The following is a 25,723-nucleotide window of genomic DNA, read 5'->3' on the forward strand; positions in this document are numbered from 1 at the left end:
ATTTGCCATGAGAAAATTACAAATGTTATGCCTATCTGCCTTCGCTTTTTTATACGCCAATGCAACTTTCGCTCAGGAAAGTGAAGTAAAAAATTACGATCAGGGCTTTAGATTAGGATTCGGATTAAACGGAGGACTTCCGACAGATAATGCTTACGACTGGTCTTTAGGAGGCGATGTACGTTTGCAATATGATTTAACAAAGAAAACATCATTAACCCTTACAACTGGTTTTACCAATTTATTTATGGGAAAAGATGAAAATGGGGTTGATGTAAAAGATCTTGGGTTTATTCCGGCAAAAGCAGGTTTTAAAGCTTTTATCTGGGAAGATCAATTTTATGTTTTAGGTGAAGTAGGTGCGGGTTTTGCCGTTACAAACGGTTATAATGACACTACTTTTTTATGGGCGCCAGGAATTGGGTACGCCAACAAATACATTGACATTAGTGTCCGTTATGAAGACTATAACAAATTCAAAACCAACCAGGTGGCTTTACGTCTAGCCTATGGTTTTGACTTATAAAGGGAGGGTTTATTTTATTTTTTTGTTTTTGGTATGAGCCCGACAGATCGCATAGTCTGTCGGGTTTTGTAATTTTATACCATTGGTCAAAACAGAAGTGCCATTAGTCAAATGATTTTTTAAGATTGGTTTAGAACGCGGTAATTCGCAGAAAAATTAATCCAATCATGAACAAAACAATTCTTTATCTCCCGCAACTTTTTCTTTTTTTACTATTTACCATTACAGCCCGTTCGCAATCCGGAATTTCAGGTGAATTTAAAGTCGATTATGTTCCTTTTTCTAAATACGTGAGGCCAATTGACAGTACAAAAACAAATGCCGAGAGCAATTTCAAAAGAGCCCAAATTGCTTTTGAAGTACCTCTCTCTTTAGAAATGGACCAATACAATCATCCAAGGCTCTGGTCTGTTTTTCTTAATGGGAGTTATGCCAGAATGGAAAACAAAAATTATGAAATTCAAGATCTTCCGGTAGATTTTCAAGGCGGCTTTCCAAATGAACTTCTAAATGCACAAATTGGCGTTAAACATTTACGTTCCATTTCTTCGTCCTGGTCGCTATTAGTTATGGCTTCTGTTGGCGTTTATACAGATATGGTCGAAATTAATAAAGATGATGTGCTGATTCAGGGTGGAGTTCTTTTTATCAAACAATTCAATCCTAATCTGGCTTTAGGTTTAGGGCCTGTTTTAACCAATAGTTTTGGTGTTCCGATGGTACTTCCGGGGATTTATTTTAATTGGGAATCCAAAGGGGCTTTACATTTTAAGATTACTTTTCCTGAAGGCTTAGAATTAGGTTACCGAATGTCTGATACATTTGACTTAAAAGCAGTGGTAGAATTAAGCGGTATGACGGCAGAAACTAAAGTCAGAAACAAATCGATGTTATTAGGTTATCAGCAAATCATTGCAGGTTTAAGACCTCAGATAAAATTTGGCGAACACTGGACATTAGAACCTACCGCCGGAACTACTCTGCTTCGCAGTTTCTCGACTACTAATCGAAAAATCAAAGATATTTTTAAAGAAAAAGAGATGGCAGATCCAAGATTTACCACAACTTTTTATGGAGCAATAGCCCTAAAATGGAAATTTTAGAACTATCGGCTTAATAAGTTTTTATAGACTACCTCTTTCAATAATGCTTCGCGGCGTGTTCTTGAAATGGGTAGTTCTTGTCCTTTAACAAACAATCGTCCGCCGGAAACTGAATCGATATGCGTAATATTGACCAAAAAGGATTTGTGAATTCTAAAGAAAATTTCTGTTGGCAGCGTTTCTTCTAATGAAATCATGGTTTGATGAATGACTATTACTTTATCTTTAAAATGAAGTTTAGCATAGTTCTGCATGCCCTCGATATATAAAATGTCTACCCAGGAAATCTTATGAAATCCCTCTTCCTGACGTACATATAAATACGGATCTAATTGATTTTGTTTTGGAGATTGTATCATTTGATACCATTGTCTGGCTTTTAAAGAAGCCTGATAAAATCTTTGAAACGTGATAGGTTTTAGTAAATAATCGACTACCTGCAAGCGATAACCGTCTAAAGCATGTTCTGAATAGGCTGTGGTAAAAATCACTAAAGGCGGATTATCTAAAGATTCCAGAAATTCTAATCCGGAGAGATACGGCATATTAATATCCAGAAATAATAAATCAACCTGTTTTTCCTGAACATACGAAGTCGCTTCTAATGCCGAAGCACAAGTACCAATGACTTCCAGGAAATCAATTTTAGAAACAAAATCTACTATTCCGTTTCTGGCAATAGGTTCATCGTCGATAACGAGGCATTTCATAGTCATATTTGATGTTTTTTTAAACTACTTATTCTTTATTTTTTTCACACAGATCTTGCAGATTTATTTTGCTATCCAGTTTTAAAAATTATTTTAAATCTAAAACCACTGTAACGGTAAAATCGGAATCAGTCTTTTCTATATTCAGCTGATATTTTTCAGGATACTGAATGGCCAGTCTTTTCTTTACATTTTCAAGTCCCAACCCCTGACTTTTAGAAGGCAGTTTGTATTGCTCTGTATGGGAGTTCTCTATTCTAAAAATCAATTCTTTATTTTCCTGTCTGCATGATAAGTGTACATATCCTTTTTGATTTGGAAGTCGGGAAACGTGTTTAAAAGCATTTTCGATCAGGGGAACTAAAAGTAACGGTACAATCTGAAGTTGACCGTCTTCGATATTCCATTTGCTTTTTACTTCTAATTCATTTCCCCAGCGGGTTTTTTCGACAGCAATCAAATCTTTCAAATACTTAATTTCGAGATGTAATGGCACATATTCTTTATTGCATTCGTACAGTTGATATCTTAAAATATCCGAAAACTGAACTAATAATACCGAGGCCAGCTTTACATCGCTTTGCATTAAAATATGAATATGGTTAAGCACATTAAACATCAAATGCGGATTGATCTGATCCTGCAAAATCTTGATTTGTGCCTCAAGATGAACTTGTTTTAATGCAGCATGGTTTTGTTCGATGACATTATGTTCCTGATAAAACCGAAGTCCGCAGGCGGTACCGTTAATTAAAATGGCCGCCGGAATACTGCCGCAAAATCGCGACCATAAAAAATGAACAGAGCTTAAATCACCATCACCAGGATATGCCCGAACTCTCGAAATTTCATCTGAAAAAACAGTATAAATCAAAGCCAGACAGAGTGATAAGAGTAGTGTAACAATAACGCTTTGTACGGCAAACCAATTCATTTTGTTTTTTCTCAATGCATTTGGCAATATAACATCGCTCAAAAAATGAGCTAAAAAAACAGAGCATATTAGCACTAAAACAGCCTGATAAGTAGCCGACCAAAAATCGAAGTCTTCTATCATCTGAGCCCATATTGTGATCCCTAATAAGCTCCAGAAAAAGACTAAAAATATCCAATGTCTGTTTTTATTAATTGTAATCATCTAAAATAATTTATATTCAAAATTACCCCTATATTTTCTAAAGGAACAGCAAAGAACCAAAAAGATTCTTTGCTGCATATAAGGTTAAACAATAATTTTTTTGTTACAAGAAAAAATAGCCAACGCCCACGTTAAACGAATTGGGTTTAGAACTAAAATTTTTATTCACATTATTTAATCCGCCCTGATAGGTGAAGTCAATAGTAAATTTCCAAACCTCAACTCCTGCCCCAACCTGATAGCCAATATTAAATTTATCGAATTTAGTATCCGTATTTTTTAATGGGTTCAGTGACGAAAAATTTTCATCTAAAGTATAAGAGTAAACACCGCCTCCAAAAAGCCTAATATTGAGAGCAGCAAGATCAACCACTTTATAACCTATAACCAAAGGCATTTCGATACTTTGCCATTTTGCATTTTTAGCTCCGGCTACAGAAGAATTTTCAATTTTAGAAGATTTTCCGCTATACAGGATTTCATTTTGAATATAGAATCTTTTATAATCAAATCGCGCCATAAAGCCCCCAAAATAGCCCACAGCATAATTCGAATTAAAACCATCCGAAACCGGCAATTCAGAATAATTGGATCCGCCTTTTATTCCAATATGAATTGGAAATGCAGATTGCGCATTTATTTTAGAGGAAATTAATCCTAGTAGGAAAACGGTAAGCAACAATAATAATTTGTACATGTTCATGATAATAGTTTTTATTAATTTGATGCAAAGGAGCACAAACCATAAACGCTATTAAAATTAGTTTGATGAACTACATTGTTGTTTTGACCAACGGAATTGTATAAAGATTTTTGCCCCGAATTAGCATGAAATTTTAATTAATACCAAAAATATTTAACCGCAAAGTTTGCAAAGTTTTTATCTGCTGAGAGCACAAAGTTCGCAAAGCGATCAGGATTTGGCAGATTTAAAATCCGTGAAATTCGCCGCTCCTTCCCCATCTTCACTCTTCACTCTTCACTCTTCACTCTTTCCTCTTTACTCTTTCCTCTTTACTCTTTACTCTTTACTCTTTACTCTTTACTCTTTACTCTTTACTCTTTACTCTTTACTCTTTACTCTTTACTCTTTACTCTTTACTCTTTACTCTTTACTCTTTACTCTTTACTCTCTACTCTCTACTCTCTACTCTTTACTCTTTACTCTAAATATTCCTTATCCGTCAACGTTCTCATAAAAGCAATCAATTGTTTCTTTTCTTTATCAGATAAATTCAGTTTGTCTTCGGGTAAAGTCTGGTTGGGCACATCAAATCCCAGACCTGATCCTCCGCCCTGATCATAAAAATCAATTACCTCTTCCAGCGTTTTATAAACACCATTATGCATGTATGGAGCTGTTAATACTATATTTCTAATGGTAGGCGTTTTAAAAGAATGTTTATGAATAGCAGCTTGCGTAATAACAAACTTGCCCAGGTCTCCGTCGAGTTTTTTATTTTTATTGGGAGTTCCTAAAATCTCACTTTCAGATCTGTCGAAATTTGGCGGAACAGTTCCGTTGGTAAGCGGAATAAAATGACAGGTTGCACATTTGGCTTTTCCGGCAAATAAATTAAATCCTGCTTTTTCATCTGAGGTAAAGGTGGTTTTGTTTTGCATGTAACCATCAAACTTAGAATCGTAATGACTTAATGATCGAATATAAGATGCCAGAGCATTTTTGATTGCAAATTCATTTATTTCTCCTTTTGGAAACGCTTTTTTGAACTCTTTTAAATAGTTTTCATTTTTTTGAATAGCCAAAGCTGATTTTTCTAAAGAGCCGTGCATTTCGTTTTCATTTTTAATAACTGCGATTGCCTGATCTTCTAAGTAACTCACACGTGAATCTGCAAAAAACACACGCTGAAAAGCGATGTTGGTCAATGTTGGCGTATTGCGCTGAATCATTGATTTTCCGTCTAATGAAACTGCTCTTTCCAATCCATCTGTAAAAGCTTTATCGGCGTGATGGCAGGAAGCACAAGAGCGGGTATTGTTTCCGGATAAAATGGGGTCATTGAATAACTTTTTGCCTAAAGCAATTTTTTCCGGTGTAGTTTGATAATCGGGAAAACCTGAAAATGCTTCGGGATCAAAGGCATCTTTATCGAATAAAGTTTGTGCGGTAACTTTTAGACCTCTTTGCTCTTTCAGTAACGGAATTCCTAATTCGGCTTGCGTTTTAAAAAGTCCTCTGCTTAGCGGATTTAAAATTTCTTTGATAAAATATGCCCGGTCAAAAGCATTAAAATTGCTATTCGATTTTAAATATTTTTTTCCTTTTTCCAGAATTCCCAGCACTTGTTTTCGATTCGCAACTGATTCATTCTCCAGATAAACCCGATAATATTTTTCGATAGTTTCCAGAGTCACTGAAGCTTCAGGAAGTGAGTTCAGGACAACCGGAGAATCAAAACCTGTAATTCCCAACGTAATAATTCGGTACACTTCTAATCGCATGGCATCAAAAACATGAGCATCAGTCAATTCATTAGAATTTGCCACTTTTTCTAACCGAATTAAATTTGCTGATAAAACGCCCAATTCCTGAAGCAGTTCTTTTTTAATCTTTTTGTTATATTTCGGAAAAACCAATTCCTCCACAACCTGAAAACCTTCGGGTGGAACTGTCATTTTATCATTTTCTTCAAACTCAGGTATGGCAGGTCCGTTGATCGATTTAGAAACGGCTGGCGAATAATACTCACTGATCATTTCGACCTTTTTGTAGCTTTGGTGTGCTTCCAGAAATTGTCGCTGAATTTGCGCTTCGGTAGAATCCGCTTGTACAGAATATTTAAGTTTGGCTACTTTTTCAGCCAATAAAGTAATATCAGCCTGAAACAACTCATTTATTTCCTGATGTTTGTTTTTTTTCTGACAAGCAACAAATGACACTAGGAACAACAAACAATATATTTTTTTCATGATCTAATAACAATTAAAAGAGGAATATTCAGAAAAACAGAAACCACTACCTCAAATAGAAATAGTGGATGACTGTTTTGTAATGATTTAGAAATTTATCTCGCCAAACCTTTTATAACTACAATTTGACTTGCTTGGTTTTCTTCAGGACGGTTTGTTCCGCCATCAGGTTTTAAATATTTTGTACCAGTCCATGAATGCGGCTGTATACTTAACATAAAAGTATCCGGAATACCCAATTGTTCAGATACATCAATTAATGCTCCATATTCCCAAACGCCTTTTTTGCTTGGATCAAGGTCCTTTGTAGCTACATTATATTTTGCTGCATCAGTTGCTGTACGACGGTGATCTAATTCTACCACAACTTTCAAATCTTTAGTCGCTATATTATATTGATAGATGTAAGCATCATGAGTTTCGTCTCCATATCCGTTTGCATCTTCCTGAACGTAAACATAGTTTTTAGTCACACAAATATTATCCGGATTCTGGAATTTACCAGCAATTCCAGAACGGTTATCACCGTCAAGAATAACTTCAAGAGTTCCTTTTAAAGGGTCGGCAGCATCAAGATTTAATCTGTAAACTCTCCCGTATTTCGTTCTTGAAGCATCGGCGTTTGTTTTTGTAATATCCTGTCCAGTTACATTAAAATACAATTCGCGATCGGCATTTTCTCCCCCTTTACGGTAATCTAAATCTTCTACGCGACCAAATTTAATCGCTTTCAAAGTATTTACCGCTGCATTAATCTGAGCGCCTGTAAGCGTTGTATGATTTTCGATTTTCACAAAAGAAACCGGGTACGTTTTAGCAACTTCCATATCTTTCTCTCTTTGGTTGTCGTCGTTTCTTTTTAGCATATACAAAGAACCTCCGGTTAAATCACCAACAGTATTTGATACATACATAAAAACCTGACCTCCGTAAGTTCCAGAGTCATCATCACCAATAACAACTACTGTTTTACCTTTGTAAGCATTAGTGCGCAATGGCAAAGCATTCTCAGCACTCAAACGGCCAAATCCCGGTAATTCTTTAGATACAGATGCTGAACCTGCGCTTCCGTAAGGATCTAATGCATGCGTACGAGATTCTTCTCCGGATTCTCCACAAGTCAAATAAACCGGTCCAAAACCATTTTCGGCCTGAGTTGCCATTGTTGCACCGCATAATCTCCAGGTTCCTCCGCTAGAATTTAGCAAATATTCCCCTTTAACAGGTTTAAAGGTTTTGTCAAGTGTAATTCTCGAAACAGCAAAATTATCTTCGTTGTTTACTAAAAAAGTAAAAGTTCCGTCAGTATTTTTTAATAAACCGGAACCATCAGCAGAACCTCCAAAAACAAACTTAGGGCTATCTGGAAAAACGTCGTCTGAACTAAAAAGAGAATAAATTTTTAAATTCTCAAAACCTGCCTGCGCTTTTAATAAACTTGGCGTAACAGATTGATCCTTTAATACAACGCTCGTTGGTTCTGTCTCATCTTTAGAGTCGTTGTTGTTACAAGATGTAAGTAACGAACCTAAAAAAATTAGGGGTAGAATAATTCTTTTCATAAAGCTAAAAATTGGTTTTATTTTTTTTTACAAAGTAAATCCCTACTCTTTAACTTAAAATCATTTTGATATTATCAAAAAAATAAAACTCTTAGCAAAAAAAGTGCAACAGGGTTAAAAAAATTAACATTAAATTAGTAATACAAAATACTCATAAACTTACAGTAACATTAAAGCAAAAAAAAGAGCCTTATTTCTAAGACTCATTTTCTAATTGTTTTTTATAAACTCCTATATTTTCCTTAATATCTTCAGGCAATTCCGGTTCTTTAATATCCGTATGTTTCTGCATTTCTTCCCAGATGATCTTTGCCACAATATAACGTGCCATCTCTTTATCATCTGCGGGAATCACATACCACTGAGCATCTTTAGTCGAAGTTTTATTGATGGCTTCTTCATAATATTCCTGATATTCATCCCAATGTTCACGTTCCTTTAAATCCCCTACTGAGAATTTCCAGTTATGTTTTTCTTCTTCCAATCTGCGTAATAAACGTTGTCGTTGTTCTTCTTTACTTAAGTGAAGAAAAAATTTCAGTACAATAATTCCGTTCTGCGTAATATGTTTTTCAAAATTATTGATTTGCTCGATTCTGTTCTTCCAAAAATCCTTAGGAATATCTTCTACTTTTTCTATTCCCGGCAGATTCTCCGCCAGAATAAATTCAGGATGTACACGCGTTACCAGGATATTCTCGTAATGCGTACGATTAAAAATCGCATACTTACCTTTTTCAGGCAAAGCCATGTAATGTCGCCATAAATAATCATGTTCTAATTCTGCAGAAGTCGGTGTTTTAAAACTATGCACCACAACACCACGCGGATTAAATTCCTTGAAAACCTCACGAATCAGACTATCTTTCCCTGAGGTATCCATGCCTTGTAAACAAATCAAAACTCCGTACCTGTTATGGGCATACATCGTATCCTGCTGTTTACTTAATTTAGATTGTACCTTATCCAGTTTTTCTACCTTTTCATCATCATCCGCTTTTACCTCCAACAAAGTCGGAATCTTTGATAATTTTATTTTATCTGTAACTTTAAAATCATTTGGATCTATCGATTTCATATTTTTCCATTTTTATATTATAAATATACTAATTTTACGAAGCATATTCCTGCTATTCATTGCAATACTTTTTCGATAAATTGTTTTTTACCAGGACATAACAAGAGCTTCCGCCGGTCGCTTTGTTCTGTCAGGAAAAAAATACAATTTCTCCTCAAAGCATTTTCATTGCTATCAGGGCTATATTTTAGTATTCAAAACAAAATTCATGGAAAAATTCACCTTAGAAATATTATTTCAAATCATCGGAATCGGTTCGGCATCCGGATTATTTTTCAATAACGATTCATTATATATTATTGGCGACAACAGCGGTTATTTATATGAATACAACATGCAGAATCAGCAATTAAACCAACATGCTTTAATTGATAATCCAACACAAAACATTCCCAAAAACCTAAAACCCGATTTTGAATCTTTAACTCATCATAACGATACCTTATACGTTTTTGGTTCCGGCTCAACCGAAAACCGAAACAAAATGATTGCCTTTGACATAAAATCAAAAACCGTTTTACAGAAAAACAATCTCGTTGATTTATACGCTGTAATGCAAAGTTTCGGATCTATAAAACCGGAAGATTTCAACCTGGAAGGCGCCATTTTCGATGGCGAAAACTGGTATCTATTCAACCGAGGAAACGGAATCTCGAACAAAAACACCATCTTTACAATTCACGCTAAAAATCTGGGAGAAGAATTTGCATTGGTTGCTACCAATTATAAACTTCCAAAAATAAAAGGTGTTCGTTCCAGTTTTACCGATGCTATTTTGGTCGAAGATAAAATCTATTTCCTATCCACTGCCGAAGACACCAAATCAACTTACGATGACGGTGAAATCCTTGGAAGTTTTATTGGCAGAATCGATCTTAAAACCATGAAAATAGATTTTACGCAAAAAATCACGGCAACTAATAAGTTTGAAGGGTTGACTTTCTATAAAAAAGAAAACAACAAAATCGAGTTTTTGCTTTGCGAGGATAATGATACTGAAGTATTGGAAACTAAGATTTTTAAATTGAGTTTACCGGTTAAGTAACACGAATTTCCATGAGAAAAATAATTCTTTCCTTACTAGTTTTCATTCTTCTGGCTGCCAGCTATCTATTTTATGATTTTAAAACAAAAAAGGAAAACTTTGGGTATTTAAATCCAAAAACAGAAAAGAAAAACTCAAAAATTTTGTATCCGAAAGATTTAGATCCAAAATCATTTATTGCCCTTTTTACAGAGAACTATAACAAAGATTCCAAACTGAATTTTGTAACAATGACGGGAGATTTTCCTTATAATTGGGTAAAACCAAATGATGTTCACTATTTAATATCAGTTATGAGATCTAAAGAAAAATGTTGCGGATATATGAATACCTTCTCTTCTTTTATTTCAAGTGAAAATGGCGAAGTTGGAGGCTTTGCCATAATCTTCCTGAACTCATATATTTCAAAAACAAAAATTAATATGGGCTTGAATTGCAATCCCGGAACAAATATTGAATCCGTTAGAAAAATTGAAAAATGGTATCAAAAGAATCATTAAAGATTTTTCAAATTGAGTTTACCCGTTAAATAAAAACGTTGCTAATCTTTGTGTTATAATTATACCACAAAGATTAGCAGTGTATTGAGGATTCCGAAATTTCAAAAAAGTGTACTATTATGTATCCCTGAAACAAAACCTCTGTAACTTTGAACCTTTGACACTTTGAACCTTAAAAAAAAACTTTTTTTTTAACCCGTCCCAACCTTTTTATCTTTTTAACCCTCTTTAGTATAAAGACAACAATTGTGATAAACGAAACGCTAATTTCTAACTGCAAAAAAATGAACCGAGATGCACAGCGTCAGGTTTATGAGCATATGGCTCCAAAATTGTATCGCGTTTGCAAACGATACCTCAAAAAGGAAGAAGAAATAGAAGAAGCTATGGCTGACGCTTTCTATACCATATTCACAAAACTGGAACAACTTAAAGAAGTTCTGGCTTTTGAGGCCTGGGCGCGAAAAATAACGGTTAACCATTGTTTGGCAACCATCAAGAAAAACACCAATTTCAATATGTACCTTGATGATGTCAAATTGCTTTCGCAACCTTTTACTGATGAAATTAACTCACTAGAAGAAGAAGATTTGCTCCATTTACTAAACCATATTCCCGAAGGCTGCAAAACTGTTTTTAACCTTTTTGTCATAGAAGGTTTCGCACACAAAGAAATAGCCGCCATACTTAACATTTCTGAAGGCACATCAAAATCACAATTGAATGCCGCTAAAACCAAGCTCAAGGACTTAGTAAATAAATTGTATTACCAAAAAGCAAAATAGTCATGGACAATCAAGATAAAATATTCGATAAATTTAAAGATGCCGCACGTAATTCGGAATCTAAAGATTTTCCTGGAATGGACAAAGTCTGGTCCCGTGTTGAAGAGAAACTCGATAAAAAAGAAGACAAAAAAACCATTTCATTATGGAAAAAAATTGCCATTGCCGCCTCTCTTTTATTACTCATTTCTATTGGATCGCAGTTTTTAACATCAGAGAAAACGACAACTGATCCTACAGTTGTGGTGAATGAAAACTCAAAAGAAAACATTCAAAGACCTGAAATAGAAAAAAACAACGCCATTGTTTCTGCAGAGGCACCACCGGCACCACAACCCGAAGCGCATAAAATTCCGGAAGACCAAATGATGCAGCCCAATCAGGTAGTACCAAACGTAGCGCCCGATCCTGTTTATGAATCCGTTGGCTCAGGAACAGCAGATGCTATTGCTGCGGCAGAACCAGCTGCAATCGTGCAGCCGGATTATTCTAATGAAAGCGAAAATAATACTTCAAAAGATAAAGCAGTCCAAAATTATGGTTCCTATCAAACAGAGAGAGAATCTGCCAAAGTAGCTTATGCTGATCAACATGCTCCAATGCCTAAGAAAAGCGCCCCTTTAATTGTTTTAAACGGAAATGCAATATCTCATAGTGACGATAATAAAAGAGATAAAATGATGCAGGCAGAGCTTCCAAATTTACAGCCAGAAAATGTAGATTCCTTAGTTGTACTGGATGCCCCATTATACATCATTGACGGTATTTATTATTCTGAAAACGATTTATTTGGCACAAACCCAACAAGTCCTTATGCGCCTTTGAATAAGCAGGAAATAAAAACCATTACCGTTCTTCAGGATTTGGAAGCTACCTCAAAATATGGCGAAAAAGGCAAAAAAGGAGTTGTTATAATTACCACCAAATACGGAAAACCAGCTCCTAAAAAATAGCGTAAAAGCTCAAAATTTCTTAGTCAAAGTTTTAAACTTTGACTAAGAAAAATCCAATATTATCTAAAATTTACCATCATGAAAAACGTAAAGCTTATTTCATTAGTCTTTGCTATGCTTATATCTTTCCCGGGAAAAGCCCAGAAGAAAACAATTTCTGGCGAAAATTCGAATGATAATGCCGCAACAATTGTGAAAACAAAAGACACAATTTCGGATATAAAGGTTTCAAATTCTGCCCCAAAAATTATTATATGTGCCCAATCCCGGCCTCTTATGAACGAACCAATATACATTATGAACGGAATTGTAATCGACTCGAAGCAGCTTTCTAAAATCAATCCTAATGATATTGAAAATATTAAGGTTTTGAGAGGAATTGAAGCAACTTCCCTTTACGGAAATCAGGCTATAAATGGAGTAATCGTAGTTACGACGAAAAGAAAAAAAACTATTAGAATCTCTGCGAGAAAATAGTAACAAAAAAAATATTTCAATTTCAATATGATCAAATTAACAGAATAAGTTTTACATTTGATTTTCTCTAAAGAAAAATTCAAAACAAAATCTTTACAAATCAATATCAAACAAATTTCATGCACCCAATTTTAAATCAGAATTTATTTCTTGTAAAAGAACATCTCGGAATGTTTAAAGCCGCTAACAACTATGACATTTATAATCCCGAAAGCAATCAGATTATAATGAATTGCAGAGAAAACAATCTGGGCTTTTTTACCAAAGTGATGCGCTTTACAGATTATAAAAGAATGACGCCTTTTAACATTGAAATTACAACTGCTTCCGGCGAAAAACTAATTTCTGTAAAACGTGGAATTGCCTGGTTTCGTTCTACCGTTGAGGTATTTGATGAAAAAGACCGTTTGGTGGGAACATTCAAACAAAAACTTTTATCTATTGGAGGAAAGTTCGAAATTCTGGATAAAAACGAAAAACCAATCGCCATGCTTCAGGGAAAATGGACAGGTTGGGATTTTAAATTTACGTACGAAAACAAACAATTGGCACAGGTAAGTAAAAAATGGGCCGGAATGGGTAAAGAGTTTTTTACCAGTGCAGACAATTATGTGCTTCAAATAGAAGAAACCGTAGCGCAGGACAGTCCGTTAAGACAATTAATTCTTGCCGCTGTAATGTGCATTGATATGGTTCTGAAAGAATAAATAAGTTGTTAAACTTAGATTAAGAAAATACCTCAAAGCATCATTTTAGTTTACAAAAGCTTTATTTTTGTTAGACTTAAATTGATGCTTTCTGCATTTCTAATATTAAAATCATGACAGACTTAAAAAATAAAAATGCCCTGATTACAGGAGCAGGAAAAGGAATAGGAAAAGCGATTGCCATTGCACTTGCCAAAGAAGGTGTCAACGTAATTTTAGTTTCAAGAACTCAGGCCGACGTGGATCAACTGGCTGCCGAAACTGCTGCACTTGGTGTAAAATCTTTGGCTTTATCTGCCGATGTTTCAGACATTAATTCGATCAATTTGGCAGTAGAAACAGCTTTAGCTGCATTTAAAGACATCGATATTTTAATCAACAGCGCAGGAATTGCTTCTTTTGGGAAATTTCTGGAATTAGAACCCGATGCATGGGAAAATATCATTAAGGTAAATTTGATGGGAACTTATTATGCAACCCGGGCGGTTATTCCAAATATGATCGAAAGACAAACCGGTGATATTATCAACATCTCTTCAACAGCCGGATTAAACGGAAACGCCCTGACAAGTGCCTACAGTGCTTCAAAATTTGCTGTTTTAGGACTTACGGATTCTTTAATGCAGGAAATGAGAAAACACAATATTCGCGTTACGGCATTAACACCGAGTACTGTAGCAACTGATATGGCAAAAGATCTAAACCTTACAGATGGTAATCCCGAAAAAGTAATGCAATCTGAGGATATTGCTGAATTGATCATTGCCCAATTGAAATTAAACCGTCGCGTTTTTATCAAAAACAGCAGTATCTGGTCTACGAATCCTTAATTAACAAAAAAATCCAAATTCCAATTACTGGTAAAATTGGAATTTCTATAAACTAACCTAATGGAACAATACTTAAGACAATTAATCGCCATAGAATTTACAGATAAAAAAGAGATTTTCACCGGGTTCCTTATTGATTATTCCGATGACTGGATTTTGCTTAGAAATAATCCCGAGGATTTTATATTGGATGGTTTTGTGATCCTGAAAAACAAAAATATTGAAGCAGTTCACAGAGATCAGGATCTGGCCTTTACTGAAAAAGTAATTCGTTTGAAAGGTTTAAAAACAAATGCTGAAGATATTATCCCCATAAGAGATTTGAGTTCAATCCTGAATTATGTCAATACTAAATACGGTATTTTTCAGATTTCGAAAAAATCAGCCAAATCAGCCTATTTAGGAAAACTAATAGCATTAAACGATGAAGAACTCACCATTGATTTTTTAGATATAAAAGGTCAGTTTGGAGGTGATTTGAGTTTTAATCCGGAGAAAATCAGGGTAATTGAATTTGATACCGATTATATTAATTCTTTGAAACTGGTTATTCCTGAGGATCAGAAATAGTTATTAAAAAACAGAAAAGCCCTTTTTAAAAAGGGCTTTTCTGTTTTTTGTTATTTCGAATTCCATTACTATTATTAGTATAGTTTCTTCTTCGCCATTACACACTTATATTTACGCTTCCGCTAATTTATTGAGAAACTCTAAACGAACGCTTCCATCCTCATCAATTTTTGTTAAGTTGATTTCTTGTAATGTATTTACCAATTCCGGATTCCATGGTGTTTTTACTTTTACGTAATTTTCGGTAAAACCGTGAATATATCCTTCTTTATTTTCACTTTCGAACAAAACAGTTCTGTTAGTACCTAATTGGGTTTCATAAAAAGCACGACGTTTTTTAACAGATAACCCACGTAGCATTTTGCTGCGTTTTGCTCTTACATTGGCGGGAACTATCCCAGACATATTGGCCGCTTCGGTATTGTCTCTTTCTGAATAGGTGAATACATGTAAATACGAAATATCCATTTCATTCAGAAAATGGTACGTTTCTAAAAAGTGCTCATCGGTTTCCCCGGGAAAACCAACAATTACATCTACTCCAATACAGGCATGTGGCATTACTTCACGAATTTTATTAACGCGTTCCGTATAAACCTCACGCAAATAGCGACGTTTCATTAACTTTAAAATATCATTGCTTCCGGATTGCAGCGGAATATGAAAATGAGGCACAAATGTTCTGCTTTTAGAAACAAATTCAATTGTTTCATTTTTCAATAAATTAGGTTCGATTGATGAAATTCTCAAACGCTCGATTCCTTCTACTTTATCCAATGCCTGAACTAAATCAAGAAAAGTATGTTCATGCTTTTTGTTTCCGAATTCTCCTTTTCCGTAATCACCAATATTGACTCCGGTTAAAACAATCTCTTTGATGTTTTGGGCTGAAATTTCTTTGGCATTTTGCAGGACATTCTCTAAAGCGTCACTTCTCGAAATTCCTCTTGCTAAAGGAATGGTACAATAAGTACATTTATAATCGCAACCGTCCTGAACTTTCAGGAAAGCACGTGTACGATCACCAATAGAATAACTTCCAACATAAAAATCGGCCTCGGCAATTTCGCAGGAGTGAACTTCCCCCATATCGTTTTTACTCAGGTCATTAATATAATCGGTAATTTTAAACTTTTCTGTAGCTCCTAAAACCAGATCAACACCATCGACAGCTGCTAATTCTTCTGGCTTTAATTGCGCATAACAACCTACTGCAGCCACAAAAGCTTTGTCGTTAAGCTTCATTGCTTTTTTTACCACCTGCTTAAACTGTTTATCTGCATTCTCTGTAACGGAACAGGTATTGATCACATAGATATCGGCAACTTCTTCAAAATCGACACGATCAAAACCTTCATCATTAAAGTTTCGTGCAATTGTAGAAGTCTCTGAAAAATTCAGTTTGCAGCCAAGCGTATAAAAAGCAACTTTTTTTCTATTTTCCATGGGAATAAACTACGTTTTAAGTAGTAAGATATTATATTTACATCTCTTTTAAAGAGTTTGCAAATTTACATACAATATTCTTTAAAATAAAATCAATAATATACTATATATCAATATTTTGCACGAAACATATATTTTAACTGATCTTAAAAAATCGTAAATTTAGCGAAACAGGCAGTGAATAAATTTTCTCTGTGTAAAACAACATTAGATTTCGATAAGAATAAAATGACAAAATCATCGATTAAATGCAAATATCACCGATTAAGTGCATTTTTTTAAGGATTAAATTCAAATTTTCTTACATTTAACTTTGTGAAGATAGATTTTAGAAGTAATTTCACTTCTTCAAAAAAGTGTCAATTAAAATTATATTATTTAAATAATAAATAGTTCATAACAATTTTGATTTTCCCTCGTTATGTTGTTGTTTTGTTATTATAAAAAATGGGAATGCCGAAAACCAGAAAGAGTAGGCAAAAATTAAAAATTAAAACTCCATATGAAAGCATTTTTACCCACAATCTGCTTGATGTTCTTAACCATTTTTAGCTCTCAGGCGCAAACTGCTGCCCCGGCTGCTAATCCATTTCCATCTATTAGTACATTGACAACTTGGGCGAGTTTAAACTCTCAGTCTCAATTTGATATTGCAATTCGTGCGGTTGGATTTAAATTTGAGGTTAAAGAACCGGGTGAAGGCTCTACGGCTTACACTTATATTCGTAAAGTAACAGTAAATGAAGTAAACTATACTGATAGAATTGTTTACAGAATTACGAGTAATAATTCGGCAAGTATTATTTCTTTGGTAACAGCTTCAACTGATTTAGTGAGTTTGTACACACCTCAATTGTCTACTTTCAAAAACAACAATTGTAAAACAGAAATGTCTAAAGACAAAAACACTACTTGTACTTGTTACGAAAGCGCTAATTTCGCTATCGATCTTTGCGACGAACGTGTAAAACTGACAATGGGTGACGGAAATAAATACTTTGTTTCTGTAGCTAAAAAATAATATCTGATACTAAGTATTAGAAACTATGAGCTGTTTTCCAAATCTTTGCAGATCTTAAAATAAAATTTAAGTTTACAAAGATTTGGAACGCATTTCTTAGAAATACTAAATGTTTGGATTTTTTAATTCGTACCAAACTTCGGACTCTCCTTCATATTCAAAAGCATTGACGTAACGCAAACCAAGCTTTTCCAAAATTTTTCTGGAGTTTTCATTTCCCGCATCTGCATAGACGTAAATAGCTTCGACTTTCATTACTTCAAAAGCATACTTTACAAATGCTTTTCCCGCTTCCCCAATGTTTCTCGATGAAACGATATCCTATTTCATAGAAATCTTTATGATTATTGATTTCATTGGTAATAAATTTTATCCCGGACCATCCTAAAAATTCATTTGTGTCTTTTAGGAGTACAGCCCAGCGCCCAGTTCCGAAATCTTTGTATTGTTGCTGAATAAATTCAATATACCCAAGGCTTTCATTAACATCTGTAATAGGTTTATTACCTACATACAAATGTACATTTGGGTTAGATTCCAATTCAAAAATTCCATCTACATCAGAAAGGAGTAATTCTCTTAAAAGCAAACGTTCTGTTTCAATTGGATCTTTCATGATTTTTAATTTAAAATATAACGCTGTACCACTTCGGCAACACCGTCATTATTATTTGAAGCTACAATTACATCCGCCCTGTTACGTAATTCAGGCGTTACATTATCCACCCAAACTCCCAGTCCCGCATATTCGATCATTGTTAAATCATTTCCTGCGTTTCCTACGGCAATAATCTCGCTTTGATGAATATGCAGCTTTTCAGCCAAAAGTTTTAAACTCGCTGCTTTATCAATTCCGTTCTGGGCAGCCTCCAGGAAAAAGGGTTTAGACATTGCAATGCTTAAATGTGGCATTGCTACTTTTAAATCCTTTTCTAACTCTTTTAAATAAGAAGGCTCTGCCAATAAAATACATTTTACTGCCGGTTTTTGAACTGCTGCTTTAAAATCAGGTACTTTATGGTGCGGCAATCCGGTAATCTCTTTTTCAATTTCGATATACTCCGAATCTGTTTCACTAACAATTTCACCATCAAGATAAGTAATAATATCCGTTTTCATTTTTATACTATAATCGTATAAATCATGAATTTGTTCCGGTGTTAAAGATTGTTCAAACAAGACAAGATCATCTTTTACGGTACTGATTACAGCTCCGTTAAATGAAATAATATAAGAATCGTATAAATCAAGTTGTAGTTCTTTGGCATAAGCAGTCATTGCCGATGTTGGCCTGCCTGAAGCCAGCACTACATGTACCCCTTTTGCCTGTGCTTCAAGAAGTACTTTTTTATTTAATTCTGAAATTTTATGATCGTCTGTCAACAAGGTATCATCCATGTCGAGCACTAACATTTTGTATTGCATACTTTTTTGAGTTTTCAGTTTTCAGCCCCAGTAATCAATGATGACCGAAACTAAGACTGTGACTATTTACTCTTTCTTAGATACTCATTCTAAATTCTTCAATAACCGGATTTGCCTTTGCAAAATCAGTTTCCTGAATAAATACTTCAACAGCTAAATCAGATTGCCCAAAACCACCTAAACGAGCAGACTGAATATTATCTTTTTTTACCGTTTCTACTCCCGCTTCTTCTAATCTTTCCTGCAAAGCAATTGCTAATACTTCACTTCCTGAATACACTTTCATTAATCCCATGACATTCTGTTTTTTATTATTATTTGAATTCTTTATTCTAAAATTATTTTTAATTGATCCTGAAAACCAACATTTTCATTCATCCCAATATGATCCTGATCTTTTAAAGGATAATACTGCGCTTTTCCTTTTAAAAGTTCATTTAATCGAACCGAGTTTTCATAAGGAATCAATTGATCCTTCATTCCATGAAAAATGTAAATTGGAGCTTTTACTTTTGGCAAATACTCAAAGGTCTCTAAACTGAACTTCTTCATAAAATTTGGAAAAAACGGCACTCTGCTGCTTGACAATTCCGTAAAACTATAATAAGGTGCTTGCAAAATTAAGGCCTTTGGTTTGTTTTCAGAAGCTAAAATAGTCGCCAGTCCGGAACCTATTGAATACCCTGCAATAATGATTTTATTCTCGGGATAGCTTTTGGCTAATGTTTTATAAACAATCGAAACATCTTTATTTAATTGTTCTTCATTTTGAATTTCGCCTTCACTTTTGCCAAAACTTCGATAATCCAAAATAAAGATATCGTATCCTAAATGCGTATAAATGCCTGCAATTCTTCCCCAGGTTTCTAGTGTCCCTGCATTTCCATGAAGATAAAAAATAAGCCCTTTTGAATCGTCAGCTTTGAATAACAATCCATTCAGCTTTATCCCATCAAACGACTTAATGTTTAATTCTTCAAATTTCTGATAATAACCAAATTTGTAATCTTTGGGAAGTCGCGAGCTTTGAAAAACCATTCCAACCTGATTGAAATAGACATAGGAAACAGTAATTACATAAATAATAACAAAAAATCCCAAAAGTATAATTGCCAAAAATTTAAGCGTTTTCACTATCTCCATAAACAACATTACATTTTAGTTTGTATGCTCCGTTTTCAGTTCAATACTGTAAACTGAGAACCAACGGCGGCTTTATTTATTATTCTTCCTGAATCTCTCCTTCTTCTTCATCCAGTTCTTCCTCGCCTTCTTCATCCATATCAAATAAGTAAGGTTCCAACATCATTTTATCGGCTAAAATCTCGATACGTTCTGTCAGTGTTTCAGCAAAAATGATGCGTTGTGTTTTGGCAATACTGTTTGAGATACGCATGATTTTAGTTTCATGGCGCAATTTCAAAATAGGGTCTGCATCATCGATAATAAACATTTTTAAACGGTTTACATTGTACCCCGCGGTTGTAAACATATCACTTAATTTATTTGGCGTACCAATTAAAACATCTACTCCTGTAGAAATATAATTCTTATCATAATCCATATCGCCTTTATCGTGAACGCCATAAACTTCAAGATTGGTATATTTTCCGTATTTTTCGAAAAGCGCTTCCATTTCTAAAACTTTGGCTTTATCCTCTACAAAGATCAAAGCGCGCGGTGATTCTTCTGTATGACCAGCCAATTGCTGAATTACATTTAATACAATTGTAGTCGATTTTCCACTTCCTGCTGGAGAAAGAATGATACAATCTGCACCACTTTTTATGGTCGAAAAAGTTTCCTGTTGCAATACATTAGCTTGCGTCAATCCATTTTCAATTAAAGCGTCCTGTAATTTTTCGTTTATTTTTTTTAGTTTCATCTTTCTATGCTTTAAGCTTCAGGCAATAAGCCATAAGCAAAAATTATTTATATTTTTTATTGGCCTGAAGCTTATCGCTTAAGACCTGTTGCGCGAAGCTTACTTGCTGGCAAACATTTTCACATCGGTTTCAGAAATTTCTGTTCCTCCCAAAATGATCAATCTTTCGACTACATTTCGAAGTTCACGAATATTTCCTGTCCAGTCGTATTCTTGCAATAATTGTACGGCTTGTGCCGAAAATACCTTAACTACATTTCCTTGTTCTGAAGCAATTTTCTCTGCAAAATGCCTAATTAAGGCCGGAATATCGTCACGTCTTTCGTTTAATGGCGGAACTTTAATCAAGATCACTGCCAAACGATGGTACAAATCTTCGCGAAAACGACCTTCGGCAATTTCAGTTTTTAAATCTTTATTGGTGGCAGCCACAACACGAACATCAACTTTAATGTCTTTTTCGGCCCCTACTCTGGTAATCATACTTTCTTGTAAAGCACGTAACACTTTGGCTTGCGCCGAAAGGCTCATATCGCCAATTTCATCCAGAAAAATAGTTCCTTTGTCAGCTGCTTCAAACTTTCCTGCACGATCTTTTACTGCTGATGTAAAAGCCCCCTTTACATGGCCAAATAATTCACTCTCGATCAGTTCGCTTGGAATCGCAGCACAATTTACTTCGATTAAAGGAAAACCGGCACGTTCGCTTTTTTCATGTAACTGATGTGCTACTAATTCTTTTCCGGTTCCGTTTGGTCCTGTAATCAAAACTCTGGCTTCGGTTTGGGCTACTTTATCAATCATTACTTTGATGTGATTGATGGCTTCGCTATCCCCAACCATTTCGTAGTTTTTACTGACTTTTTTCTTTAGGATTTTATTCTCAACTACGAGTTGCTTTTTATCTAAAGCATTACGGACAGTATTTAACAAACGATTTAAATCAGGTGGTTTTGAGATATAATCAAAAGCACCCAGTCTCATGGTATGAATAGCTGTTTCCATATCGCCGTGACCGGAAATCATAACCATCGGAATTTCAGGTTTGATTTTTTTTGCTGCTTCCAAAACCTCAACACCATCCATTTTTGGCATTTTAATATCACACAACACCAAATCGTAATCGTTATTTTTTATCTTCTCCAGTCCAACAACTCCATCTTCAGCTTCATCCACCTGATACGAATCATTTTCTTCTGATAAAATTTTCACCAAAACTCTTCTGATCGCTGCTTCGTCTTCTACAATTAGTATTTTACTCATTCTTTTGAGGTTCTAAGGTTCTGAGTTGCTAAAATTCTGAGTTTTTTTTAAAGAAGCTAAACTTAGCGACTTAACAACTCAGAATCTTAGCAGCTTTAAAAAAATTAATATTTAAGCCATCTGTACAGTTCTTTCCAGGTTGGTTTCTTGCCATACATTAAAATACCAACACGGTAAATTTTGGCTGCAAACCAAACCACAAGAAAAAAGGTAGCAAACAATAATGATACCGAAATCGCGATTTGCCACCACGGTACTCCAAACGGAATACGCATTAACATTACGATTGGCGATGTAAGCGGAATCATAGAAAACACTACTGCTATAGTTCCGTGGGGATCATTTACAACAGTAAAGAAACCAATATAAACACTTAATATCAATGGCATAATGATCGGCAATAAAAACTGTTGCGAATCAGTTTGATTGTCAACTGCAGCTCCAATTGCAGCATAAAAAGAACTGTACAGAAAGTAACCCCCAATAAAATAAATTACAAACCCTATTAAAATACTGGCGATAGGCAGGTTCCATAATTCACTAATGTACATTTGTGCAGATCCTGCAAATTCCTGTTGCGCCGAATGCATTAATGCCGGTGGAATTTTAGCCGTTGGGCCCACATTGACTCCAAAAAATGCCGAAGCAGCAAACATCAGACCAAGTCCAATAATTGCCCAAATCATAAATTGCAAAATTCCGGCCAGTGAGGTTCCAACGATTTTACCAATCATTAACTGAAATGGTTTTACCGATGAAATTATGATTTCGATGATTCGGTTGGTTTTTTCTTCGATGACGCTTCGCATGACCATATTTCCGTAAATGATAATAAACATCATAATCAGATAACCAAATGCACCGCCTATTCCTATTTTTATTTCATTCAGGCCTTTTAAACTTTCTTCTCCCGAAGCTTTAACCAAATGAATATTTACAGCTGACTGCGCTTCTTTAATCGCTAAAGTATCCAGTTTTGCCCTTTCTAAATTTATTTTGGTGATTTTCTCTGCTATAACATCCTGCGTGTTTTCGATAAAGGAAATACTTGGACTGTTATTTGAAATAAACTCAATTTTACTTTCTAAATCTTTGGAATTATCTGTTTTTGGAATAACAATTAAGCCACTAAAGTTTTCTTTGGTAATACTATCCTTCAGGGATTTTACATCAATTTCAGAAAGATTCAAAAATCGGTACTCGCCGCCTTTTTTATTCTGTTTTAAAAAATCGTTGGCAAACAAACCTGTTTCATCATGAATGGCAATTCGTTTTGTTTCTGCTTTCATTGAGCTTAAATACCCAATAAATCCTGCAATAGCCACAAAAAGCAATGGGCTTAAAAAAGTCATGACAACAAAAGACTTATTGCGGACTTTTGCAATAAATTCTCTCTTTATAATTAATGAAACTATACTCATTTATTTAGATTATAAGATTTTTAGACTTCTTAGATTGTTAGATTTGTTTTTAGATTTCCAGATTCAGTCTAAGAATCCAAGAAGTCTAACGATCTGAAAATCTACCCAGTTACTGCTTGAATAAAAATATCGTTTACACTTGGAATTTTTTCTACAAAATGTGTCACCTGACCTCTTTGCGTGAGAAGATGCAATAATTCATTTGGCGTTGCATTTCCAATTTGAATATCTAATTTCAGATCGTCGTTTAATGATTTAAAATTTGCCGGCGAAACGATAAACTTTTGTGTAATATCATACATCAAACCTTCAACATTATCAGTCAAAATTCCAACTTCAAAACTATTGGTTTTAAACTGTCGCTTTACATCGCTTAGTTTTCCTTCTATTAACTTATTCGATTTGTGAATTAAGGCGATATGATCACATAGTTCTTCAACACTTTCCATTCTGTGTGTCGAAAAGATAATGGTGGCACCTTGTTCTTTCAATGCCAAAATTTCGTCCTTAATGATATTGGCATTAACGGGATCAAATCCGGAAAAAGGTTCATCAAAAATGAGCAATTTTGGTTTATGCAAAACGCAAACCACAAACTGGATTTTTTGTGCCATTCCTTTAGAAAGCTCCTGGATTTTCTTATTCCACCAGCCCTGAATTCCCAAACGATCAAACCAGTATTCTAACTGCACTTTTGCTTCGGCTTTCGAAAGACCTTTCATCTGTGCCAAATACAAACACTGCTCCCCTACTTTCATCGAAGTATACAATCCTCTTTCTTCCGGAAGATAACCAATAGTCTGTACGTGTTTGGGCTGCAATTTTTCTCCGTCTAAAATTATTTCGCCACTATCCGGCAAAGTAATTTGATTTATGATTCGGATAAGAGAAGTTTTTCCGGCTCCGTTTGGACCTAATAGTCCATAAATACTGCCTTTTGGCACATTTAATGAAACTTCGTTAAGCGCTACATAATCACCGTATTGTTTTACGACTTTATGTACTTCGAGTAAGTTGCCCATGCTGTATTTTAAGATTTTCTGCTTCGGTTTGATCATTATGACCAACAGCCTGTAAAAGTAAATAATTCGAAGCGAATCTTTGTATAATTAGACAAAAAACCCATTCTAAATTTGCATTAGAATGGGTTTTAGTATTTATTTAAACCTTTTAGAAAAAGTATGGCTTATGAAAACATATCTTTTACTTTTTCAAAAAATGATTTTTCTGATTTTTCAGGACTTGGAACGAAGTGTTCATCGTTTAAGGCATTTTCAAAAAATTGTTTTTGCTCTTTATTTAATGTTTTTGGTGTCCAAACGTTTACATGAACCAGTAAATCCCCGCTTCCGTAACCGTTGATACTTGGAATTCCTTTTCCTTTTAATCTTAAGATTTTTCCGGACTGAATACCTTCTTCTAATTTAATACGAACTTTTCCGTTGATAGCCTCAATATCTTTAGAAACTCCTAAAACAGCTTCCGGGAAACTGATGTATAAATCGTAATGGATGTTTTCACCTTCACGTTTCAAAAATTCGTGTTCTAATTCTTCGATAGCCACAATTAAATCACCTGGAATACTATTTCCAGGGGCATCGTTTCCTTTATTGGAAACTTTCAATTGCATCCCGTCAACAACTCCTGCAGGAATTTTGATGGAAACAGTTTCATCTTCCTGAACCATTCCCTGAGCATCTGCCTCAGAAGGTCTTTTATCTAAAATCTGACCGGAACCCCCACAAGTAGGACAAGTTGATGCAGATTGCATTCTTCCCAAAATGGTATTGGTTACACGCATTACCTGTCCCTGACCGTTACAAGTCGAACACGTTTTGTATGTTACACCTTTGGCCTGAACTTTACGTTTTACTTTTACTTTTTTCTCCACACCATTTGCAATTTCTTCTAAAGTTAATTTCACTTTAATTCGAAGATTGCTTCCTTTAGCACGGCGAGGACCTCCGCCTCCGCCTCCGCCGAAACCGCCAAATCCGCCACCAAAAATATCACCAAACTGACTGAAAATGTCATCCATGTTCATTCCGCCGTGGCCACCGCCAAATCCGCCGGATCCATCAAATGCCTGATGTCCGTATTGATCGTATTTCGCTTTTTTATTCGGATCGCTTAAAACCTCATAAGCTTCTGCCGCAAGTTTAAAGTTTTCTTCTGCCTCTTTGTCGCCTGGATTTTTATCCGGGTGATATTTTAACGCACTTTTTCGATACGCTTTTTTAATTTCGGCTGCATCAGCATTTTTTGAAATGCCTAATATTTCGTAAAAATCTTTTTTCATAATTTAGGTTAAATTCCAATCCTGATAGTTTTATCGGGATAAATT

Annotated in this window: 26 protein-coding genes and 1 pseudogene; 11 read left to right on the forward strand and 16 right to left on the reverse strand. The window is 34.9% G+C overall.

The features are described 5' to 3' along the window. Window positions 1–7: 7 nt before the first annotated feature. Both ACHRWY_RS25205 and ACHRWY_RS25210 read left to right on the forward strand, forming a co-directional pair. Complete coding sequence (locus tag ACHRWY_RS25205; RefSeq protein ID WP_395358354.1) at window positions 8–526, forward strand: hypothetical protein; 519 nt, start codon at window positions 8–10, stop codon at window positions 524–526. Between the two features lie 167 nt (window positions 527–693). Beyond that, complete coding sequence (locus ACHRWY_RS25210; protein WP_395358356.1) at window positions 694–1,629, forward strand: DUF6268 family outer membrane beta-barrel protein; 936 nt, start codon at window positions 694–696, stop codon at window positions 1,627–1,629. Window positions 1,630–1,631: 2 nt separating this feature from the next. Here the strand turns inward: ACHRWY_RS25210 and ACHRWY_RS25215 are convergent, their stop codons facing one another. The 6 genes from ACHRWY_RS25215 to ACHRWY_RS25240 form a co-directional block, all read right to left on the reverse strand. After that, complete coding sequence (locus ACHRWY_RS25215) at window positions 1,632–2,345, reverse strand: LytR/AlgR family response regulator transcription factor (RefSeq protein ID WP_395358358.1); 714 nt, start codon at window positions 2,343–2,345, stop codon at window positions 1,632–1,634. A gap of 82 nt (window positions 2,346–2,427) precedes the next feature. Beyond that, window positions 2,428–3,477, reverse strand: a complete 1,050-nt coding sequence (locus tag ACHRWY_RS25220; RefSeq protein WP_395358360.1) for a sensor histidine kinase — start codon at window positions 3,475–3,477, stop codon at window positions 2,428–2,430. Between the two features lie 103 nt (window positions 3,478–3,580). Then, window positions 3,581–4,180 carry a porin family protein gene (locus tag ACHRWY_RS25225; protein WP_395358362.1) on the reverse strand — a complete coding sequence of 200 codons (600 nt, stop codon included), beginning with the start codon at window positions 4,178–4,180 and terminating at the stop codon, window positions 3,581–3,583. A gap of 458 nt (window positions 4,181–4,638) precedes the next feature. After that, window positions 4,639–6,411 carry a cytochrome-c peroxidase gene (locus tag ACHRWY_RS25230; RefSeq protein WP_395358364.1) on the reverse strand — a complete coding sequence of 591 codons (1,773 nt, stop codon included), beginning with the start codon at window positions 6,409–6,411 and terminating at the stop codon, window positions 4,639–4,641. Window positions 6,412–6,506: 95 nt separating this feature from the next. Further along, complete coding sequence (locus ACHRWY_RS25235; protein WP_395358366.1) at window positions 6,507–7,973, reverse strand: hypothetical protein; 1,467 nt, start codon at window positions 7,971–7,973, stop codon at window positions 6,507–6,509. Window positions 7,974–8,169: 196 nt separating this feature from the next. Continuing rightward, entirely contained in the window at window positions 8,170–9,051 is an 882-nt protein-coding gene (locus ACHRWY_RS25240) for a PPK2 family polyphosphate kinase (protein ID WP_395358368.1), read from the reverse strand. Between the two features lie 208 nt (window positions 9,052–9,259). On the opposite strand from ACHRWY_RS25240, the gene ACHRWY_RS25245 reads away from it, so the two are divergent. The 8 genes from ACHRWY_RS25245 to ACHRWY_RS25280 all read left to right on the forward strand — a co-directional run bounded on the left by ACHRWY_RS25245 (window position 9,260) and on the right by ACHRWY_RS25280 (window position 14,918). Continuing rightward, window positions 9,260–10,096, forward strand: coding sequence for a DUF6929 family protein (locus ACHRWY_RS25245; RefSeq protein WP_395358370.1), 837 nt, complete (start codon window positions 9,260–9,262; stop codon window positions 10,094–10,096). A gap of 11 nt (window positions 10,097–10,107) precedes the next feature. Beyond that, the gene (locus ACHRWY_RS25250; RefSeq protein ID WP_395358372.1) at window positions 10,108–10,596 is read left to right on the forward strand and encodes a hypothetical protein; all 489 of its coding nucleotides are present in this window, start codon (window positions 10,108–10,110) and stop codon (window positions 10,594–10,596) included. A 284-nt stretch (window positions 10,597–10,880) separates the two neighbouring features. Beyond that, the gene (locus ACHRWY_RS25255) at window positions 10,881–11,381 is read left to right on the forward strand and encodes an RNA polymerase sigma factor (RefSeq protein WP_395358374.1); all 501 of its coding nucleotides are present in this window, start codon (window positions 10,881–10,883) and stop codon (window positions 11,379–11,381) included. Window positions 11,382–11,383: 2 nt separating this feature from the next. Next, a complete protein-coding gene (locus ACHRWY_RS25260; RefSeq protein ID WP_395358376.1) occupies window positions 11,384–12,334 on the forward strand; it encodes a hypothetical protein in 951 nt (316 codons plus the stop codon). Between the two features lie 78 nt (window positions 12,335–12,412). After that, the gene (locus ACHRWY_RS25265) at window positions 12,413–12,811 is read left to right on the forward strand and encodes a TonB-dependent receptor plug domain-containing protein (RefSeq protein WP_395358378.1); all 399 of its coding nucleotides are present in this window, start codon (window positions 12,413–12,415) and stop codon (window positions 12,809–12,811) included. Window positions 12,812–12,930: 119 nt separating this feature from the next. Beyond that, on the forward strand, window positions 12,931–13,518 hold the full coding sequence (locus ACHRWY_RS25270) for an LURP-one-related/scramblase family protein (RefSeq protein WP_395358380.1): 588 nt from the start codon (window positions 12,931–12,933) through the stop codon (window positions 13,516–13,518). Between the two features lie 113 nt (window positions 13,519–13,631). Continuing rightward, window positions 13,632–14,348 carry a 3-ketoacyl-ACP reductase gene (locus tag ACHRWY_RS25275; protein WP_395358382.1) on the forward strand — a complete coding sequence of 239 codons (717 nt, stop codon included), beginning with the start codon at window positions 13,632–13,634 and terminating at the stop codon, window positions 14,346–14,348. 60 nt (window positions 14,349–14,408) lie between these two features. After that, a complete protein-coding gene (locus tag ACHRWY_RS25280) occupies window positions 14,409–14,918 on the forward strand; it encodes a hypothetical protein (protein ID WP_395358384.1) in 510 nt (169 codons plus the stop codon). A gap of 111 nt (window positions 14,919–15,029) precedes the next feature. Here the strand turns inward: ACHRWY_RS25280 and mtaB are convergent, their stop codons facing one another. Beyond that, window positions 15,030–16,364, reverse strand: coding sequence for a tRNA (N(6)-L-threonylcarbamoyladenosine(37)-C(2))-methylthiotransferase MtaB (gene mtaB / locus ACHRWY_RS25285; protein WP_395358386.1), 1,335 nt, complete (start codon window positions 16,362–16,364; stop codon window positions 15,030–15,032). 502 nt (window positions 16,365–16,866) lie between these two features. On the opposite strand from mtaB, the gene ACHRWY_RS25290 reads away from it, so the two are divergent. Continuing rightward, entirely contained in the window at window positions 16,867–17,385 is a 519-nt protein-coding gene (locus ACHRWY_RS25290) for a hypothetical protein (protein ID WP_065451486.1), read from the forward strand. Window positions 17,386–17,490: 105 nt separating this feature from the next. On the opposite strand, the pseudogene ACHRWY_RS25295 reads toward ACHRWY_RS25290, so the two are convergent. The 9 genes and pseudogenes from ACHRWY_RS25295 to dnaJ all read right to left on the reverse strand — a co-directional run bounded on the left by ACHRWY_RS25295 (window position 17,491) and on the right by dnaJ (window position 25,678). Further along, window positions 17,491–18,001 (reverse strand): annotated as a pseudogene (locus ACHRWY_RS25295) (GNAT family N-acetyltransferase). A 5-nt stretch (window positions 18,002–18,006) separates the two neighbouring features. Next, window positions 18,007–18,810 carry a Cof-type HAD-IIB family hydrolase gene (locus tag ACHRWY_RS25300; protein ID WP_395358388.1) on the reverse strand — a complete coding sequence of 268 codons (804 nt, stop codon included), beginning with the start codon at window positions 18,808–18,810 and terminating at the stop codon, window positions 18,007–18,009. Between the two features lie 76 nt (window positions 18,811–18,886). Next, on the reverse strand, window positions 18,887–19,105 hold the full coding sequence (locus tag ACHRWY_RS25305) for a putative signal transducing protein (RefSeq protein WP_395358390.1): 219 nt from the start codon (window positions 19,103–19,105) through the stop codon (window positions 18,887–18,889). 32 nt (window positions 19,106–19,137) lie between these two features. Next, window positions 19,138–19,926, reverse strand: a complete 789-nt coding sequence (locus ACHRWY_RS25310; RefSeq protein WP_395358392.1) for an alpha/beta hydrolase — start codon at window positions 19,924–19,926, stop codon at window positions 19,138–19,140. Window positions 19,927–20,032: 106 nt separating this feature from the next. After that, window positions 20,033–20,695, reverse strand: coding sequence for a DEAD/DEAH box helicase (locus tag ACHRWY_RS25315; protein WP_395358394.1), 663 nt, complete (start codon window positions 20,693–20,695; stop codon window positions 20,033–20,035). A 99-nt stretch (window positions 20,696–20,794) separates the two neighbouring features. After that, window positions 20,795–21,958, reverse strand: a complete 1,164-nt coding sequence (locus ACHRWY_RS25320) for a sigma-54-dependent transcriptional regulator (RefSeq protein ID WP_395358396.1) — start codon at window positions 21,956–21,958, stop codon at window positions 20,795–20,797. A gap of 104 nt (window positions 21,959–22,062) precedes the next feature. Beyond that, on the reverse strand, window positions 22,063–23,379 hold the full coding sequence (locus ACHRWY_RS25325) for an ABC transporter permease (RefSeq protein WP_395358398.1): 1,317 nt from the start codon (window positions 23,377–23,379) through the stop codon (window positions 22,063–22,065). Between the two features lie 101 nt (window positions 23,380–23,480). After that, window positions 23,481–24,401, reverse strand: coding sequence for an ABC transporter ATP-binding protein (locus ACHRWY_RS25330; protein ID WP_395358400.1), 921 nt, complete (start codon window positions 24,399–24,401; stop codon window positions 23,481–23,483). 164 nt (window positions 24,402–24,565) lie between these two features. Further along, window positions 24,566–25,678 (reverse strand): molecular chaperone DnaJ, encoded by a 1,113-nt coding sequence (gene dnaJ, locus ACHRWY_RS25335; protein WP_395358402.1) that lies wholly within the window; start codon window positions 25,676–25,678, stop codon window positions 24,566–24,568. Window positions 25,679–25,723: the final 45 nt, after the last annotated feature.

The organism is Flavobacterium sp. FlaQc-48 (genome assembly GCF_044007335.1).
In the GTDB taxonomy this organism is placed as follows: Bacteria; Bacteroidota; Bacteroidia; order Flavobacteriales; family Flavobacteriaceae; genus Flavobacterium.